Origin of the sequence: Dietzia alimentaria 72, assembly GCF_000226215.1 — a bacterium.
GTDB classification, from domain to species: domain Bacteria; phylum Actinomycetota; class Actinomycetes; order Mycobacteriales; family Mycobacteriaceae; genus Dietzia; species Dietzia alimentaria.
Genome location: NZ_AGFF01000004.1, coordinates 37,391 through 53,553, shown reverse-complemented (window position 1 = coordinate 53,553; position 16,163 = coordinate 37,391). Strand labels below are relative to the sequence as shown.

General features: G+C 69.3%; 19 protein-coding genes. 5 read left to right on the top strand and 14 right to left on the bottom strand.

The genetic code is table 11. The features are described 5' to 3' along the window. Window positions 1-75 precede the first annotated feature (75 nt). On the bottom strand, window positions 76-735 hold the full coding sequence (locus tag ON04_RS01575; RefSeq protein ID WP_010539816.1) for a TenA family protein: 660 nt from the start codon (window positions 733-735) through the stop codon (window positions 76-78). A gap of 113 nt (window positions 736-848) precedes the next feature. Here ON04_RS01575 and ON04_RS01570 point away from each other — a divergent pair, with 113 nt between their 5' ends. The 3 genes from ON04_RS01570 to ON04_RS01560 are packed head-to-tail and all read left to right on the top strand — an operon-like array spanning window position 849 to window position 3,736. Continuing rightward, window positions 849-2,243, top strand: a complete 1,395-nt coding sequence (locus ON04_RS01570) for a DHA2 family efflux MFS transporter permease subunit (protein ID WP_010539815.1) — start codon at window positions 849-851, stop codon at window positions 2,241-2,243. Window positions 2,244-2,264: 21 nt separating this feature from the next. Further along, window positions 2,265-3,287 carry a bifunctional molybdenum cofactor biosynthesis protein MoaC/MoaB gene (gene moaCB / locus ON04_RS01565; RefSeq protein ID WP_010539814.1) on the top strand — a complete coding sequence of 341 codons (1,023 nt, stop codon included), beginning with the start codon at window positions 2,265-2,267 and terminating at the stop codon, window positions 3,285-3,287. A gap of 2 nt (window positions 3,288-3,289) precedes the next feature. Beyond that, window positions 3,290-3,736, top strand: a complete 447-nt coding sequence (locus ON04_RS01560) for a molybdenum cofactor biosynthesis protein MoaE (protein ID WP_010539813.1) — start codon at window positions 3,290-3,292, stop codon at window positions 3,734-3,736. A 9-nt stretch (window positions 3,737-3,745) separates the two neighbouring features. Here the strand turns inward: ON04_RS01560 and ON04_RS01555 are convergent, their stop codons facing one another. The 8 genes from ON04_RS01555 to ON04_RS01520 all read right to left on the bottom strand — a co-directional run bounded on the left by ON04_RS01555 (window position 3,746) and on the right by ON04_RS01520 (window position 9,765). Continuing rightward, complete coding sequence (locus ON04_RS01555) at window positions 3,746-5,242, bottom strand: HNH endonuclease signature motif containing protein (RefSeq protein ID WP_238529194.1); 1,497 nt, start codon at window positions 5,240-5,242, stop codon at window positions 3,746-3,748. Between the two features lie 115 nt (window positions 5,243-5,357). Beyond that, window positions 5,358-5,987 carry a nucleosidase gene (locus ON04_RS01550; protein WP_033443949.1) on the bottom strand — a complete coding sequence of 210 codons (630 nt, stop codon included), beginning with the start codon at window positions 5,985-5,987 and terminating at the stop codon, window positions 5,358-5,360. Between the two features lie 48 nt (window positions 5,988-6,035). Then, window positions 6,036-6,614 (bottom strand): RNA 2',3'-cyclic phosphodiesterase, encoded by a 579-nt coding sequence (thpR, locus tag ON04_RS01545; RefSeq protein WP_238529193.1) that lies wholly within the window; start codon window positions 6,612-6,614, stop codon window positions 6,036-6,038. An 11-nt stretch (window positions 6,615-6,625) separates the two neighbouring features. Continuing rightward, window positions 6,626-7,048, bottom strand: a complete 423-nt coding sequence (locus tag ON04_RS01540) for a fluoride efflux transporter FluC (protein ID WP_010539809.1) — start codon at window positions 7,046-7,048, stop codon at window positions 6,626-6,628. Beyond that, window positions 7,045-7,461, bottom strand: a complete 417-nt coding sequence (locus ON04_RS01535; RefSeq protein ID WP_010539808.1) for a fluoride efflux transporter FluC — start codon at window positions 7,459-7,461, stop codon at window positions 7,045-7,047. The genes ON04_RS01540 and ON04_RS01535 overlap by 4 nt, the downstream gene beginning before the upstream one ends. Next, window positions 7,458-8,282, bottom strand: a complete 825-nt coding sequence (locus ON04_RS15835; RefSeq protein WP_010539807.1) for a maleylpyruvate isomerase family mycothiol-dependent enzyme — start codon at window positions 8,280-8,282, stop codon at window positions 7,458-7,460. The genes ON04_RS01535 and ON04_RS15835 overlap by 4 nt, the downstream gene beginning before the upstream one ends. Continuing rightward, window positions 8,279-9,133 carry an acyl-CoA thioesterase domain-containing protein gene (locus tag ON04_RS01525; RefSeq protein WP_010539806.1) on the bottom strand — a complete coding sequence of 285 codons (855 nt, stop codon included), beginning with the start codon at window positions 9,131-9,133 and terminating at the stop codon, window positions 8,279-8,281. The genes ON04_RS15835 and ON04_RS01525 overlap by 4 nt, the downstream gene beginning before the upstream one ends. Next, the gene (locus ON04_RS01520; RefSeq protein ID WP_010539805.1) at window positions 9,130-9,765 is read right to left on the bottom strand and encodes a TetR-like C-terminal domain-containing protein; all 636 of its coding nucleotides are present in this window, start codon (window positions 9,763-9,765) and stop codon (window positions 9,130-9,132) included. The genes ON04_RS01525 and ON04_RS01520 overlap by 4 nt, the downstream gene beginning before the upstream one ends. A gap of 128 nt (window positions 9,766-9,893) precedes the next feature. On the opposite strand from ON04_RS01520, the gene ON04_RS01515 reads away from it, so the two are divergent. Continuing rightward, on the top strand, window positions 9,894-10,619 hold the full coding sequence (locus ON04_RS01515; RefSeq protein ID WP_010539804.1) for an enoyl-CoA hydratase/isomerase family protein: 726 nt from the start codon (window positions 9,894-9,896) through the stop codon (window positions 10,617-10,619). A gap of 95 nt (window positions 10,620-10,714) precedes the next feature. Here ON04_RS01515 and ON04_RS01510 read toward each other — a convergent pair whose 3' ends face one another. Together ON04_RS01510 and ON04_RS01505 are read right to left on the bottom strand one after the other, a co-directional pair. Next, the gene (locus tag ON04_RS01510; protein ID WP_010539803.1) at window positions 10,715-11,053 is read right to left on the bottom strand and encodes a histone-like nucleoid-structuring protein Lsr2; all 339 of its coding nucleotides are present in this window, start codon (window positions 11,051-11,053) and stop codon (window positions 10,715-10,717) included. Between the two features lie 99 nt (window positions 11,054-11,152). Beyond that, a complete protein-coding gene (locus ON04_RS01505) occupies window positions 11,153-11,860 on the bottom strand; it encodes a sirohydrochlorin chelatase (protein ID WP_010539802.1) in 708 nt (235 codons plus the stop codon). 60 nt (window positions 11,861-11,920) lie between these two features. Between ON04_RS01505 and ON04_RS01500 the strand changes: the two genes are divergently transcribed. Next, window positions 11,921-12,703 carry a lysophospholipid acyltransferase family protein gene (locus tag ON04_RS01500; RefSeq protein ID WP_081477099.1) on the top strand — a complete coding sequence of 261 codons (783 nt, stop codon included), beginning with the start codon at window positions 11,921-11,923 and terminating at the stop codon, window positions 12,701-12,703. Window positions 12,704-12,714: 11 nt separating this feature from the next. Here ON04_RS01500 and ON04_RS01495 read toward each other — a convergent pair whose 3' ends face one another. The 3 genes from ON04_RS01495 to ON04_RS01485 are packed head-to-tail and all read right to left on the bottom strand — an operon-like array spanning window position 12,715 to window position 16,045. Then, window positions 12,715-13,575: an NAD(P)-dependent oxidoreductase gene (locus ON04_RS01495; RefSeq protein ID WP_010539800.1), complete on the bottom strand. Its 861-nt coding sequence runs from the start codon at window positions 13,573-13,575 to the stop codon at window positions 12,715-12,717. Next, the gene (locus ON04_RS01490) at window positions 13,572-14,354 is read right to left on the bottom strand and encodes a phosphoadenylyl-sulfate reductase (protein ID WP_010539799.1); all 783 of its coding nucleotides are present in this window, start codon (window positions 14,352-14,354) and stop codon (window positions 13,572-13,574) included. Before ON04_RS01490 ends, ON04_RS01495 begins: the two co-directional genes overlap by 4 nt. Next, entirely contained in the window at window positions 14,351-16,045 is a 1,695-nt protein-coding gene (locus ON04_RS01485; RefSeq protein ID WP_010539798.1) for a nitrite/sulfite reductase, read from the bottom strand. Before ON04_RS01485 ends, ON04_RS01490 begins: the two co-directional genes overlap by 4 nt. Window positions 16,046-16,163 lie beyond the last annotated feature (118 nt).

Sequence of the window (16,163 nt, the reverse complement as noted above, 5' to 3'; positions counted from 1 at the left end):
GATGCAGGCGATTTCCTCTTCGCGGCGGGGGCGCGGCGGGGCGGGGCGCGGCGCGGCGCGGCGGGGCGGGGCCGCTCAGTTCGCGGAGTCGAGGGCCTGCTGCCAAAAATCTGCCTCCAGGCGCGTGGCCGTGCGGAACACCTCGGTGAGCTCGTCCAGACGCCGGTCGGACAGGCCGCCCGCCGTCAACGCGTCAAGCTGGGTGACCGCTGCGCGGGACGCGGTCGTGAACTCCTCGCCGGAGTATTCGGCGATCCATTCGCGGTAGGGATGATCGCTGTGCTCGGCGAGCCGAGGCTGCAGGCGAGCGCCTATCTCCGCGTAGCCGATCGTGCACGGCGCCAGCGCGACGTGTAGATCCAGCAGGTCACCGGCCATCCCTGAGTCGAGCACGTACCGCGTATAGGCGACGGTGGCCTGCTTCTCGGCGGTCGCCTCGAGCTCGGCGCGCGGGATGCCCCATCGCTCGGTCAGCGTCAGATGCAGTTCGGTCTCGGCGAGGATCGCTCCCGTCGCGGCGTGCGCGGCCTTCAGGTCGGCGAGTGTGCGGCTCTTGTAGGTGGCCAGTGCGTTCGCGCGGGCGAACTGGACGAGGAAGTGGAAGTCCTGGATCAGGTAGTCCTGGAAGACCGGCGACGCCAGTGTGCCGGCGCCGAGCTGTTCAATGAAGTCGTGCCGCGTGTAGGCATCCCACTCAGCAGCGCAGCGGTTCTTCAGGGTCTCAAACAGGGTCAACTCGGGTCTCCTGACCTACTCGACGGGCGGACAACGATCACTGGATCCGTCTCGAACCTCTCGAAGTGTGCCATCCGCTACTGCGCGGCCGGACCTGGCATACTTCCCGATAAATGGTTGCCTCGTCGTCGTCCCCGCCGGTTCCCGAGCGGCAGGCGTGGCTCGCTCTCACCGCCCTGTGCGCCGGGCTGTTCATCACCCTCATGGACCAGGCGCTGGTGGCCGTGGCGCTGCCGAGCATCCGCGCGGACCTGGGCGCGAGCATCAACCAGACCGTGTGGGTGGTGGCGGTCTACCTGCTCGCCTTTGCCGCCCCTCTCCTCGTCAGCGGCAGGCTCGGGGATCGCTTCGGGCAGCGCAACGTCTACCTGGCCGGCATGGGGGTGTTCACCGCGGCGGCCACCGCCGCGGCGTTCGCGCCGACCATTGAGCTGCTGATCGCGGCCCGCGCCGTTCAGGGGCTCGGCGCCTCTCTGCTCAATCCGCAGCCGCTGAGCATCATCCACCGGGTCTTCGCGCGAAACCGTCGTGGTGCCGCGATGGGCATGTGGAGCGCCGTGGCCAGCTCGGCCGGCCTGTTCGGCCCGATCCTCGGTGGGGTCATCGTGGGCACCGCCGGGTGGCGTTGGGTGTTTGCCCTCTACATCCCGTTCGGGCTGCTCGCCGTGGCCCTCGTCGCCCTCCTGGTCCCGCGGCTGCCCACCGGTGTCGGCCGGATCGACCTGGTGAGCGCGGTGTTCGCGATCGTGGCGGTGCTCGCCGTGACCCTGACCCTCCAGCAGGGGCCGGACCTGGGTTGGCCGCTCTGGTTGTGGGCGGTCCTCGCCGCAGGGGTCGCGGCATCGATGGTGTTCGTCTGGTTGCAGTTCCGCGCCCGCCGCCTCGGCGTCGACGCCCTGATGCCACCTGCGCTGTTCGCCAACCGGAACTTCGCGCTCGGTTCGTTCTCGGTCTTCACGCTCGGCTTCGCGGTGTACTCGATGAACATCCCAATCATGCTCTACCTGCAGACAGTGCAGGAATTGTCCGCACAGGTCGCCGGGCTCATGATGATCCCCACCGCCGTGGTCTCGCTGGTGGCGGCCCCGTTCGTCGGTCGTCTCACCGACCGCACCCCGCCGGGCGTGGTGTCGACGTCCGGCTTCGTGTCGATGATCGCGGCGATGCTGTTGTTCGCGACCATGATGACTTTCAGCGTCCCGGTACCGTGGTTGCTCGTGCCGTTGGTGCTGATGGGCGCGGCCAACGCGATGTGTTGGGCGGCGAACTCGGCGGTATCGATGCGCGGCCTGCCCCCTGATCTCGTCGGCGCCGGCTCGGGCGTCTACAACACGTCGCGCCAGGTCGGTGCGGTGGTCGGTGCCGCCGCGCTCGGTGCGGTGATGCAGGTAGGCATCCAGGCCACTGACTTCGCCACCGCGATGGGACTCACGTTGGTCCTGCCCGCGACGCTCCTCGTGGCGGGCGCCTTCGCCGTCGCCCGGTTCCAGCCCGACTCACCGCAGTGAGCGTCGACTAGCGTGGAAGACATGGCAGATCCGGAGCTCACCCACCTCGACGCCGAGGGCCGCGTACGCATGGTCGACGTCGGCGACAAGGCAATCACGACCCGCACCGCCACCGCCGAGGGCATTTTCCGCACGCACCCGGAGGTGGTGGTGAAGATCGCCGACGACGCTCTGGGCAAGGCCGACGTCCTGGCCACTGCGCGCCTGGCCGGCATCGGTGCCGCCAAGAAAACCTCGGAACTGATCCCGCTCTGCCACCAGATCCCGCTGAACTCGGTGAAGGTGCGCTTCGAGCCCGATGCCGACGCCGGCACGATCCGCGTGTCCGCGACCGCCAGGACCACCGGCCGGACGGGTGTGGAGATGGAGGCGCTGACCGCCGTGTCGGTCGCGGGCCTGACGCTGCACGACATGGTCAAGGCCGTCGATCCCCTGGCAACCATGGACGGGGTCCGCCTGGTGGCCAAGTCCGGAGGAAAGCGCGGCGACTGGACCCGCGAGTCCGATGACGACGACAACGACTCCGCCCACTCCACACGACCTGCCGCGCTCGACGTGGGCAGGACTGCCGTCGTGGTGGTCTCGTCCACGGCCGCCGCCCACGGAGACCGCGACGACACCAACGGCCCCGCCATCGAGTCCTGGCTGCGCGAGCGCGACTTCGCCCCGGTCGAGGTGCATGTGGTGGCCGATGCCGATGTGGCCACGGCCGTCGCCGAACAGGTCCGCCGGTCGCCTGCCGTGCTGTTGACCACGGGCGGCACCGGCGTTGCGCCCGATGACCGCACTCCCGAGGCCACCGCTCCGCACCTCACGCTGGCGCTGCCCGGCGTTGCCGAAGCAATGCGCGCGCGGGGCCTGGCCGCGACGCCGACCGCCGCGATGAGTCGTGGGCTGGCGGGTTTCGCCGGACGCAGTCTGGTGGCGAATCTGCCGGGGTCGTCCGGTGGAGTCCGCGACGGGTTGGCGGTCCTGGACGAACTGCTTGAGCACCTACTGCAGGTGCATGCCCACGGTGGCGGGCACAACTCGGAAAGGAATTGACCATGACTGAGTCTCGTCCGCTGGCCCGGATCACTGACTCCGCGATTGACCCGCGCGAGGTTGAGCAGGCCATCTGGAGCACCGCCGATGGTGCGATGGTCACGTTCTCGGGCATCGTCCGAGATCACGATGGCGGCCGCGGCGGTGTCCAACACATCGAGTACTCGGCTCATCCGAGGGCCGCCGACGTCCTGGAGAGGCTGTGCGATCAGATCGCCTCCGAGATGAGCGGTGCCGCCGGGCCTGTCCGGGTGGGTGCCGTGCACCGGGTGGGCGTGTTGCCGGTCGGCGAGATCGCTGTGGTGGCAGTGGCGGTGGCGCCGCACCGGGCGGAGGCATTCGCGGCGTGCTCGGATCTCATCGAGCGGCTCAAGCACGGAGTGCCCATCTGGAAGCGTCAGCTCTTCTCCGACGGATTGTCGGAGTGGGTCGGCGTCGGCGACTGCTGACACGCGTGGTCAGGCGGAGCGGGCCTGCGTGCTGGTGCCCGGCGGATTAGCGATGTAGCCGTCTGGAGACATCATCCGGTCGACGTATCCGCCCCACGCGCGTTCTCGGATGCCGTCACGCGCCCGCGCCAACGGGCCCCGGGGTTTTGTGCGGTGCTGATGCCCGGTGTCGGTGGTGATGATGAGTTCCCCCAGCGGACCCGGCCTGTAGGCGTTGGTGCCGAACGTCTTCTCTCGGTGGTGCTTGCGGCACAGGCACACCAGGTTCCACTCCATCGTGGGGCCGCCCAACTCGGGTTTTTCCCGGTCGAAGGCGATCACGTGGTCCACATCACAGTTGCGGGCAGCCACCGAGCACCCCGGATGGCGGCAGGTGCCGTCCCGCAGCCGGATCCGCTCGGACAACGCCGTGGGGATCACGTAGCGCAAGGCCCGGTCGGGACGGTCCACCGCACCTGGGGCGGGGTCGATGACCTCGAACCGGACCCGCGCATCCTCCCCCTCCAGCAGTTCCCGGCAGAGCCAGTCGAAACTGCTGTACGCCCCGTCCACGAACTCCACACGGTTCGGCACGCCGCGCACGGCTGCGGATATTACGCTGATCCGGATCGCTTGACCTGCTCCGGCGGCGTTGCCCAACGACGGGCGGGGCAGGTCCGCTCCCACCCGCACGTCACCGAGCTCGATCCCGTCCTCTGCGCCTGGGCCCGCGCCGCGGCAGGCCCCGGCGCAGCTGTTGCCTGTGTAGACGGCCAACGCCGCCAGGGCATCGGCGCGCAGTTGGTCCATGGTTCCCGGCACACCGTCTTCGAAAGCGGCGCGAGCATCGGCCTCCAGGCGCTGACGCAGTAGCTCCGCCTCCGCCACCGGCATTCTTGCCCACAGTGACGCCATCCCGTTGCGATCGGGGCGAATCCGCACCTTGCGGGTTCGGATAGCAGCCTCAGCGGCGTCCTTCGCCCCGGCCGGATCGTAGCGCTCGACCGCCCAGTCAATCCGCGAATCCACAGACCTGCGACTGGGCCGGTGCCCACCATTGAGGTCGTCGCGGATTCCGGCCATGACCTCTTCCTCGACATCGCGCACAATCGCGTCCGGCACGTCCGCGAGCCTGCACCCGAGATCGATCGCCAGCTGCTCCGGAACCAACCCCTTAAGTACCGCCGACCGCAGTCGAGGCAACCGGGTGAAGATCTGCACCCCGGCAGTCACCAGTCGCAGGGCATGCCAACACGTGAGCTGACATGCGGCCGCAAGGTGATCACGGGCACGGGCCCGCGGATCCAGTCGGGCGTACCCGGGGCGCCGGGAGGTCCCACCGCAGCCTTCGTCCTCCGCCTCGGCGGCGCGGGCCATCTGCGCGACCAGTATGTGCGCGGCCTGCAGCCGCGTGGCCGCCGCCAGATTCTGCCCGAGAGTCGCCGACCGCGCCGCGTCGCTGACCGCCTCGAAGTCGACCTCGTCTATCGAGTCACCCACAGCGGACAGCCCACTCGTCGTCGTCACTGTTGTCACTTCATCCACCCCCGAGCCGCCACCTACTAGAACATACGTACGATGCTACCGGCCGTGCCGCGCTAGCGCAAGCGTTCGAATAAGGCAAATGGTGGCGGATCGGCGCTCACCCCAGCCGGGTACCGACCCACTGCGCCAACACACGCCCACATGCGTCGACACTGTCGACCCAGGTGTCGCCGGCGGACTCGTCGGCGGGGTCGGACACATGCTTGACCAGCCGCGTAGGAACGCCGAGCACCGCGCCGGCCGCGGCCACGGCGTAGCCCTCCATGTCCACGAGGTCGGCGACCGCAGCGAGACGGTCCCGCAGGGGCCCGCCGGCCACAAAGCTGTCGCCGGTCGCCAGTACGGGCTGCGCGGGACCGCCCGGCACGGTCGGCATCCGCTGGTGGGGGTCCGGCGTAACCGCGCGGGCCACCGAGAGCCCCAGCGGCGGGCCGTCGTGTCGACCGGTGACGGCGTGGAGGGCGGGGTCGTCAAAGTCGTGCTGGAAGACGGTGGCGATCTCGTGGGTGCCCTCCATCCCCGGATGAAGACCTCCGGCGGTGCCCACGTTGACCAACTCGCGGGGCCTGGCCCCGCCTCCCAACGCATACGCCACGGCCAGCGCCGCGCGGACCTTGCCCACGCCGGTGACCAGCACCGGGAAGTCGGTCACAAAGTGCCGCGCCTCCTGCTCGAGGGCAACGACGATAAGAGGGCTCGCGGCATCAACGGTTCCGATCAGTTCCACGCGCCATACGGTAGCCGTCGGCGGGAGCACCCGGGATATCCGCCGGATTCAGCCCCCGGGCGGGTCCCACCAGCGTCGCTCGTGCGCGCCCAGCGGAAGCCGGGCCACCACCTCGTGGCGGGCTCGGCCGCGGGGTCCCTCCCCGAGGAACGAGTCGACCAACGCGATCTCAGAGACCTCCCAGTCGCTGCTCGAGAACGTGTCGAGCACCCGTAACCACGCGGTGGCGTCGTCACGGCCGGCCAGTCGGGCGAGGGTGAGATGCGGCCGGAACCGGGCACCGTCCGGGACGCAGCCCGCGGCATTCGCGGCCGACCGGGCGCCCGCGGCGAGGGCGTTGAGTGGCCGCTGGTCAGGCTGGTCGACGCCCGCCCACAGCACCTTGGCCCGCTCGACCGACGGGAACGCCCCGGCACCGGCGAGTCGCAGTCGGAACGGTTCATGCTTGCGGGCCACCGCCTCCAGCCGCTCGGTCAGCTCGTCAAAGCGCCAGTCGTCCACATCTGGGCAGAACGTCAGTGTGAGGTGCCACTGGGCGGGGTCGGTCCACGCCAGGCCAGGTCGCGGCTCGCGGAACCGCTCCATCTCTTCGCGTACTTTCTCCGGCGGCATTACCGCGACGAACATCCGGTGCCCCATCACCCCACCGTGGCCCACCACGCGCCGAGCCACAAGCCCACGGCGGCGACGGCAAACGTAGAGACCATCGTGCCCACCGCATATGCCAGCGCCATGCCTACCCGACCGTCCCGGGAAAGGCGCAAGGTGTCGTAGCTGGCGGTGGAGAAAGTTGTGTAGCCGCCGAGGAGGCCGGTACCGATCATGGCGACGGGCAGCGAGAGCTCGTCGGCCGCGCCGCCCGCGTACAACCAGCCGATGAGCAGCGCGAGGGCGAGGGAGCCCGACACGTTGATGAGGAACGTCGCCAGGGGGAACGTGCGCCGCCAGCGCGCCGACACCGCCACGTCCACCGCATGCCGCAACGCCGCGCCGGCGCCGCCCCCGAGTGCGATCCACCCGGCCAGCAGGGCGTCATCCCACGCCACGGGTGCAAAGGTCATGATCGCGCGTCCGCCCGTGCCCCGCTCGATCGCCGCGGGGACGCCAGCACGATCCCGAGAAGTGTGGCCACGGCACCAGCTGCCAGCGTGATGGCGCCGTACGCAACCGCGACGGGGAGTTCGCCTTGCCGGAGGAGCGTGGCGGCCTGCAGCGCGATGAGCGAGTAGGTGGTGAACCCGCCGCAGAATCCGGTGCCGAGCAGCAGTCGCAGTCCTCGTCGTCGTCCACCAGCCGCGTTTCCACCATCGGAGAGTCGGGTGAGCAGAAATCCGAGCGCGAACGCCCCCACGATGTTGACGGCCAGGGTCGAGGCGAGCGCCGGATCGGGGATGACCAGGGACACCACGACGCGCGCGTAGGTGCCGACGGCCCCACCGAGGGTGACCAGGGCGAAGGCGGCGGGGAGTCTCACGCCGTGAGCCCGGCCTCCAGGACAGCGTCCAACGCGGCGCGGTCGCCGGTCACCTCGAGGCCGGGGGCATCGGCGTCCACTCGGCCCCACAGGAGCAGAGCCAGCGTTTCGGGCGGGCCCGTGACCACAGCCTCGGGCGCGCCGTCGGCACCGGGCAGAACCCACTCCAGGTCCGAACCCGGATCCAACGCCCCCACGGGCTCGGCCCCACTCGCCAGCCCCTCGGGCGCCTGCAGCATCGCGCGCACCCGCAACGTCGCCGGCAGCTCGCCGCTGAGCAGCGCCATCAGTGGTCTCATAGAAGTGCAGAACTCGTCGACGGTGTCCACGGCCACGTCCTCGGACAGCGGCGTGGTCCCGGACGACCCCTGCAGCGCCTTCTCTAGGTCCCAGCGGTGGATCACGGTCTCATGCAACTGCCGTCGCATCCAGTACCCGGCGCGGCCGGGGCCGGCGAACGTCCAGGCGGGGTCGTCCGGGTCGCCGTCCGTGTAGATCTCGAGGGCATCGACGGCGAGATCCGCGTACCACCCGGCCAGCGCGGCGGCGCCCTCAGTGGCCGGCGGCGCAGACTCCATGACCGCGCGCATGCCGCGGGCCCGGGCGTCGGGATTCGCGTCACGGACGTTGGCTCCGCCCCACCAGTTGGCGGTCCCGATGTGGGCCACCAGGTCGTGGACCGTCCAGTCGGGGCACGACGGCACCGGCGTCGCGAGGTCGACCTCCGGCCCCGAGCCGTCACCGACCAGTGCGTACCTGATCAAACCGACCTGCGCCTCAAGGGCGTCGAGCATCCGGTCGCGGGTCAGTCGGCCGATCACGCGCGCGTCCCCTTCTCCGAATCGGAGACGGGGCCGCGTTTACTGAAGTCGATCTGGCGGCCCGCGTTGGACACGGCAAGGACCGTGCCGGTGCCAAACACGCCGTCGCGGTCGAACAACGTGGCCGAACCCACTGCCACGCCGGCGTCGCTGATGTGCTCGTCGGCCTCGATACCGATGTCCTCCGACCGCGGCAGGCGGGCCAGCGCCACCGTGAGGTCCGCGTTGATGAATCCGATGCCCTCCGTGCCCCAGTGCGACATCAGGCTGGTCGACTCCGCCAGCGTCGCGGCCCGCTGGAACGGGGTGGCCGGGGCGCTCTCGATCACGTCGAGCGGCCGGTGCCAGAAACTCTTGCGGCCGCTGCCCTGCGCGGCGCCCATCTCCGTGGACCAGCGGCCCGGCGCGGAGTCGCTGCCGAAGTATGGCCGCTGACCGGGGCGCAACGGCTCGGTGAGCACCTCTTCCGGCGGCTCGGTGACACGGCCCGAGTGCCAGATCTCGCCCGGCGGCTGCTCACCGTGCCGGAGTTGCACCAGCGTCGCGCGCGCGACGGCTCTGCCGTCCTGCTCGATGTACGCGTCGGACACGCGGATGCGGTTGCCGCTGCGCACTTCCTCCGTGCGGATGATCAGTGGCTCGAAGCGCACCGGCGCAAACAGGTCGACCGTGAGGCGGGCGGGTAAAAACCCCTCGAGGCCGTGCTCCTCCTGGAGGGAGCGTGCCGCCGCGGCGACCACCGCCGGCCCGTTGATCATCTCGTCACTCCAGGCACTACTAGCGAATCGGGTGGGCAGATACTCGCCGCCGGACCCGAGAGTGAAAAACGAGTAGGGGCCGTTCTCGCTCATCCGACAGCACCTTCCGCACGCGCGGCGCCGGACCAGGAGCGCAGGATGGCCGCGAGTTGCGTCTCAAAGTACTGCTCTGCGCTTGGCGACTCGCGCCACACACTCAACTCGAGCGACACGATCCCGTGCAGGGAGGCCCAGATGGCCGTGGCGGTCTCCAGCACGTCCGACGACCGGAAGACGCCCTCATCGACCAGCGCGTCCACCACTTCGAGCAGCGGCTCGCGCCACCGGGCTGCGGGCTCCTCGGTCCGATGCCGGGCGCCGGTGTGCGGCGCGCGAACGGGCTCAGCCACCACGAGACCATAGAGGCCCTGGTGGTCGAGTGCCCAGCGTCTGTACGCGCGGCACAGTGACCGCATGTCGCCCTCCACGCTGTCGTGCCTAAGCGCCTCCCGAAGCGCGGTGGCCAGCTGCCGGTCCGCCTCCTCGGAGACCGCCGCGAGCAGTCCCGACTTGCCGCCGAACATCGTGTAGATCGCGGTGGTGGACGTGCCCTGAGACGCGGCGAGGGGCCGCAGTCCCAGCTTCTCCGGCGTCGCGTCCGTCAGCCGCCTCGTGGCCTCGGCGAGGATCCCCCGCCTCAGCGACTCGTCGTAGTGAGCGTGGGCGGGAACGGAGCTTGGGGTCACCCAGGCAGGGTACGACGACGACGTGGTGATCGCGTCATATCAGCGTGGCGTGTCTCGGGAAGCGCAGTGATACAGACGTCACAACACTCCCATCACGCTGTCCTACCTGCGGGTCTACGCTGGCAGGCATGCCTACTGATCAGCCGATACCGAACCTGAGCCGCAACGGGCCCGTCTTTGTCCTACGCTTCTCCGAGCCGGCGCCGACGCAGACCGCGTCTCCTGACGATGCAGCCCCCGACAACGCCTTCTCCCCCGCGTTCCTCGACGTCCTGGACGCCCTCCTGGACGAGGTGGAGGCCTCCGAGGGGCCGGCCGCCCTCGTCACGACCGGCGTCGGGAAGTTCTACTCCAACGGGTTGGACCTGGGGGTCCTCGCCGGCGATCCGGACGGGCTTCCCGCGTACGTCTCGCGGGTACAGAGGGTGCTCGCCCGGCTACTGCAGCTCGAACTGCCGACGGTGGCGGCGATCAACGGACACGCGTTCGGTGCGGGCGCCATGTTTGCACTGAGTCACGATCATCGGGTGATGCGTTCGGACCGGGGGTTCTGGAACCTCCCCGAGGCGCAGTTGGGGATGCCGTTCCCACCGGGAATGAACGCGCTCATCTCGACCCGTCTGAGTCACGCAGTAGCGAGCACCGCCATGCTCACCTCCCGTCGCTATGGTGCCCAGGACGCGATGGCCGCCGGGATCGCGCACGAGGTCGCCGATGCGGACGCGGTACTCGACCGCGCAGTGGAGGTCGCCTCCGACCTTGCCCAATTCCGCGGGGAGAACTACGCCGGTATCCGCCGGGGTCTCGTGGCCGGAATTCTGACCCATCTGGTCGAGCCCATCGACGAGCTCTGAGCATGCCGGGTAACACCACAGGGCCCACATCCCTCAACGGGAATGTGGGCCCTGTTAATTCCGCGCGCTTTAACTACCGCTCGTCAATAGCGTTATCAGTTTGCCGCGGCGTAAGCATCCATGATGTCGGCGGGGATTCGTCCGCGATCGGAGACGTCGTAACCATTGGCGCGAGCCCATTCACGAATGATCTTGGTCTCACCCGATGAGGCCTTTGCGGAGGACTTACGTGCCGGCTTCACCTTGGTACCGGTCACGCGGCTCCCGTTCTCGATGTACGGAGCCATCACCTGACGGAACTGCTCTGCGTTCTCGTCACTGAGATCGATCGAATATTCTTTGCCTTCAAAGGCAAACGAGATGGAATTGGCCTCGCTTCCGAGGTCCGTTCCGTCGAGGTCGTCAATGTACTGCACCTGAAACTGCTGTGCCATTTTTTCTCCCTGCTCCGGCCTGTCCTCTAACAGGGCCATTATGCACGCAAGACTGTGGATACGCACACAAAAGAATTATCAAGAAATTCTCCGCGTTCTTCATCCATCGATAACCCCGCAATTCTCCAGGTATCTCCGCACCAGCAAATCGATGATCTCCGAGTGCGCGCCGAGTGGTTCGGAGGAGATATCGCCGCCCGCCGCGGCCATTTTGTTCGCGAAGAAGCCCGGCGCGAGAAGGTGGGTGGCAACCGCCACGCGACGATGCCCGGCGGCCCGCGCAGACTCGACAGCCTCGGCCACCGTAGGGCCCGCGGTGGAGGCGAAACCAGCGGTCACGGGCACTCGAAGCACTGTCGACAACATCTCGGCGAGAGCCCGGGTCTCCGCCAGTGACGACTCGTCACTGCTGCCCGCCGCGCCCAGGACCACCGCGTCCGCACCGAACGCCCCCATCGCGCCCGCCTCGGCAAGGCGCTGGACCAGCGCCCGCACGACCTCGGGCTCGGCTCCCAGGTGGGGTGTCTGCACCACCGGGCCGGGCGCATTGGCGCAGGCCTGGCCCACATCGTGGATCACGTGGAATCCGCGGGCGAGGAACGCCGGGACCACCACAGTCGGGACGCCGTCCTCCAGGACCCGTGCCGGGCCGGGCGCCTGCACGTCCACCCAGGCAAGTCTGCACTCCACGCCATCCGCGCCGGCCCGGAGACGCTTGCGGGTCTCGAGCAGGAGTCTGCCCACCACGCGGCGCCCGGTGGCGGAGCGGGTCCCGTGCGCCACCAGCAGTAGTCGGGGGCTCGTCATGGGTTCCAGCATGCCGCAATCCGGGTGCGCGGCCGCGGCCACTCGACGACAATGCGAAGAATGAACGCAGGTTCGAGGCGGAGGTCACATCCCGAGGTGACGGTGTCCAACTACGCGGCCGTCTACGACTACTACGGTCCCGGCCGCCGCAGTGACCGGTTCACGCACCCGCTACTGCGATTTGTCGACGCTCTCTACCGCCCGCGGCTGCGGATCCCCGACGAGACCGTGGCCGAGGTGCACCGGCTCCACCGCGAGGGGGTGGGCATCGTCGTTGCCGTCAACCATCCGTCGAAGCATGACCCGTTGGTCCTGGCCTCAGCATTGTTCGACAAGCGGATCCGATTCCTGTCGGGCGGGACCGGCCTGACCAAAGACCCGCTGTTTCGCAGCTTTCTACGCCCGGTATTCGAGTACACGGGCACCATCCCGGTGTTCCGCGCCAAGAACTACGAGGGCACCGCGACCGACGTGCACGCCGCAGCCGCGGGACGGCTCATCGACGTGTGCGTGGACAGGGTCGTGACCGGTGGTGTGGTGCTGACCTTCGTCGAGGGCACAAACTCCTCGGCCGATGACCTTCGCACCCTGCGCCTGGAGTCGGTCAAAAAGGGCGTGGGGCTGATGGTGGCCGGCGCCCGCGAGGCAGGTGCGCCGGTGGCTGTGCTGCCGATGGGCCTCGGCTATCAGGGTCGCGACCACAACACCCTGCCGCCCCGGCGTGCGGTGGCGGCCACCGGGCCGATCCTGCACTGGGAGTCCGGGCCGCCGCCCGGCGTCGACGACGTGCGCGCGGCGGTCCGCGGCGGGATCGACACGGCTATCACCGCAGCGTGGGCGTGAACGACCCCGCCTCAGACGACCCCCGGAACCAGCTGGAATTCCACCCCGACGGCCTCGAGCTCGCGGGCCGCCCTAGCCATCATGGCGGCGCCGGCGATCCGAACGACCCCAAGTCCGGCCGCGTACCGGGCAGCCACCAATTCGGCGACGTGGGCCGCGGGCAGGTCCGGTCCGATCTCAAGAACCTCGACGTCGTCGTCGAGCTCGGCCAGTAGGCCCGCATCGGTCACACCGTCCACCACCAGCACGTCGGCGGCATGGACCAGACGGCGGGCACGCACGGTGAGGAGGTCACCGTCGCCGCACCCACCCGCCAACGCCACCCAGCCGGTGTCTGTCCGGCGGCGTGCGCGCAGTCCGGTCGGCGCGGTGGCGAGCGCCCGCGCGACCTGGCGCCCCACCTGGACGGACCTGCGCGGATCACCCGAGTCCACCGCGATGCGCACCAGCCCGGCGGGCGTGGTGACGGCCGTGCGCGCGGGCACCCGCACCGATCCGAGCGCTGCATCCCCGGCGGTCACGCACCAGATCCGGCGCTCTTCGCAGAGCGCGGCGACCTCAGCGTCAACCACCGCGTTCCCGGTCGCGGTGTGCACCATCCAGGGCGTGTTTAGGTCGGCGGCGGTAAAGGACCGGACGACGACGACGAGATCGCCACACGCCCGCTCCGCGAGCTCAGCCATGGCCGGGTCCACGACGGGCGCCACCACCCGGACCCGTGCCCCGGCCTCCAGGAACGTCGCCGCCCTGCGGGCCGACACGGGGCCGGCGCCGACGAGCAGCACCTCGCGCCCGGCCAGCCCAACGGTGAGCGGGAGCCCGTCCAGCGCAGGCGCGGGTGCAGATGCGGGTGCTGTGAGGGACGCGGTCACAGGTGGATGCCGCACTCGGTCTTGGACGATCCCGCCCAGCGACCAGAACGCGGGTCGGCGCCGGCCTCGACCCGGTGGGTGCACGGCTCGCAGCCGATCGACGGGTAGCCGTCGTCGAGGAGCGGGTTGAGCAGGCAACCGTGCTCGGCCGCGTAGTCGTGGACCCGCTCGAGGGTCCACGCGACCAGCGGGTTGATCTTGATCATGGAGTGCTTCTCGTCCCACTCCACGATCGCCGCACCGGCACGGTGGTCGGTGTCCACGCGGCGCAGACCGGTGATCCAGGCCTCGTAGCCCGAGAGGGCGGCGTCCAGCGGCTCGACCTTGCGCAGACGGCAGCACATCTCCGGATCGGTCTCGAAGGGGCGCGGGCCTAGAGCGGCCTCGTGCTCCTCGCGCGTCGCCGGGCTGCGGACGTCCACCACGTTGAGTCCGGGAGTGGCGGCGAGGGCATCGCGGACACCCACTGTCTCGGAGAAGTGGTAGCCGGTGTCGAGGAACAGCACGTCCACACCAGGGGCGTGGGGAGCAGCCATCTCGGGCACCACCGTATTGGCCATCGAGCAGGCCACGGCCAGCGCATCACCGAACGTCTCGCCGGCCCAGGCCAGGACCTCGGCCGGGTCGATCTCCGCGTGCTTGCCGTAGATACCGCGGTCGTCGAATCGACGCGCGGCCTCGTCGGCGATCGCCTTGAGTTCCTCGGTGGTACGCCGACGACCGGGACCCGGCGTGAGCACCGTGCTGCGGGGAAGCAGGTCCAGGCTCACAGCGGTCATACGAGAACCTCCTCATCCGCTCGGTGTGCCCACTCGGCGAATGTCTCGCCGGCGTCGCGGTGCTCGACGTACGTGCGGATCACGCGCTCCACGTAGTCCGCCAGATCGGAGGTCTTCACCCGCAGCCCGCGGACCGTGCGGCCGAGGCCACCCTCCTCGCGGTGGCTCGCGGCCAGGCCGCCTCCGAGATGCACCTGGAAGCCGGGGGTGTCGCCGTCGAGAAGCTGGCCCTTCAGACCGATGTCGGCGGTCTGGATGCGGGCGCAGCTGTTGGGGCAGCCGTTGAGGTGGATCGACAGCGGCGTCTCCAGCGGGGCGTCGCCCGCAAAGCGCTTCTCCAGCTCGCCGACCAGCTCGGTGGCCGCATCCTTGGTGTCGACAAAGGCGAGCTTGCAGTACTCGATGCCCGTGCACGCCATGGTCCACCGGCGGAACGAACTGGGTCGGGCGTGCAGGTTGACCGCCGCGAGCCCCTCGATGAGGGCCTCGACCTTGTCCTCGGCCACGTCCAGGACGATCACGCCCTGATGCGGGGTGAACCGGATCCGCTGCGAACCGGCAGCCTCCGCCAGGTCGGCCACCTGAGTGAGAACCTCGCCGCCGGCCCGGCCGACGGTGGTGGTGGCGCCCACGAAGAAGCGCCCGTCCTTCTGCTCGAACACGCCGATGTGGTCGCCCGGAGCCGTGGCCTTGGCGGGCGCCGGACCGTCCGCGAGTTCGCGGCCGAGGTACTCGTCCTGCAGGATCTGGCGGAACTTCTCCACGCCCCAGTCCTTGACCAGGAACTTCAGGCGGTTGCGGGTGCGTTGGGCGCGGTATCCGTAGTCACGGAACACACTGGTTACCCCGTGCCAGACCTCGACCGCCTCCTCGGGGCGGACGAAGGCGCCCAGTCGCTGGGCGAGGAGAGGATTGGTGGACAGTCCGCCGCCCACCCAGAGGTCGTAACCCGCGCCCAGCTCCGGGTGAACGACGCCGACGAACGAGATGTCGTTGATCTCGTGCACCACGTCGAGGCTGGGATGGCCCGTGAACGCGGTCTTGTACTTGCGCGGCAGGTTGGAAAACTCCGGGCTGCCGATGTACTTGTCCTTGATCTCCTGGATCGCCGGGGTCGGGTCCACGATCTCATCGGCGGCGATGCCGGCGACCGGGCTGCCCAGCACGACACGCGGGCAGTCGCCGCATGCCTCCATGGTGGTCAGTCCCACCTCGTCGAAGCGACGCCAGATCTCCGGGATGTCCTCGATGCGGATCCAGTGGTACTGCACGTTCTGCCGGTCGGAGATGTCCGCGGTGTCGCGGGCGAACTCCGTCGAGACGCCGGCGATCACCCGGAGCTGGTCGGTACTCAGGGCGCCGCCGTCGATGCGCACCCGCATCATGAAGTACTCGTCCTGCAACTCGTCGGCCTCGAGTTTGGACGTCCTGGCTCCGGAGATGCCCTGCTTACGCTGGGTGTACAGGCCCATCCAACGGAATCGTCCGGAGAGGTCGTCCGACGGGATCGACGCGAACCCCTCCTTGGAGTAGACGTCCAGGATGCGCTGCTTGACGTTCAGCGCGTCGTCCTCGGACTTGAACTCCTCGTTGTGGTTCAGGGTGAGCTTGCCGTCGATCCTCCACTGACCCTTGGGCTTGGGAGCACGCGCGGGACGAGCGGGGCGGGGGGCGGCTTCGATACCGGTCATGGCGGCGACAGTAACCGAGGACAGACCAGTCTGTCTACTAAGGGTTGACTACCCTGCCGGCGGCTGGCGGGCGAACTTCGGTGGCGACCCGGAGGCAACGGGCATAGCATATGAGACG

Excerpts from the sequence above, each read along its gene's own strand:
- ON04_RS01525 (WP_010539806.1), bottom strand. The coding sequence starts at position 9,133 with ATGAGCGAGAACGGCCCCTACTCGTTTTTCACTCTCGGGTCCGGCGGC.
- ON04_RS01500 (WP_081477099.1), top strand. The coding sequence starts at position 11,921 with ATGAACGCAGGTTCGAGGCGGAGGTCACATCCCGAGGTGACGGTGTCC.
- ON04_RS01510 (WP_010539803.1), bottom strand. The coding sequence starts at position 11,053 with ATGGCACAGCAGTTTCAGGTGCAGTACATTGACGACCTCGACGGAACG.
- ON04_RS01570 (WP_010539815.1), top strand. The coding sequence starts at position 849 with ATGGTTGCCTCGTCGTCGTCCCCGCCGGTTCCCGAGCGGCAGGCGTGG.
- thpR (WP_238529193.1), bottom strand. The coding sequence starts at position 6,614 with ATGTTCGTCGCGGTAATGCCGCCGGAGAAAGTACGCGAAGAGATGGAG.
- ON04_RS01560 (WP_010539813.1), top strand. The coding sequence starts at position 3,290 with ATGACTGAGTCTCGTCCGCTGGCCCGGATCACTGACTCCGCGATTGAC.
- ON04_RS01540 (WP_010539809.1), bottom strand. The coding sequence starts at position 7,048 with ATGACCTTTGCACCCGTGGCGTGGGATGACGCCCTGCTGGCCGGGTGG.
- ON04_RS01490 (WP_010539799.1), bottom strand. The coding sequence starts at position 14,354 with ATGACCGCTGTGAGCCTGGACCTGCTTCCCCGCAGCACGGTGCTCACG.
- ON04_RS01485 (WP_010539798.1), bottom strand. The coding sequence starts at position 16,045 with ATGACCGGTATCGAAGCCGCCCCCCGCCCCGCTCGTCCCGCGCGTGCT.
- ON04_RS01515 (WP_010539804.1), top strand. The coding sequence starts at position 9,894 with ATGCCTACTGATCAGCCGATACCGAACCTGAGCCGCAACGGGCCCGTC.
- ON04_RS01505 (WP_010539802.1), bottom strand. The coding sequence starts at position 11,860 with ATGACGAGCCCCCGACTACTGCTGGTGGCGCACGGGACCCGCTCCGCC.
- moaCB (WP_010539814.1), top strand. The coding sequence starts at position 2,265 with ATGGCAGATCCGGAGCTCACCCACCTCGACGCCGAGGGCCGCGTACGC.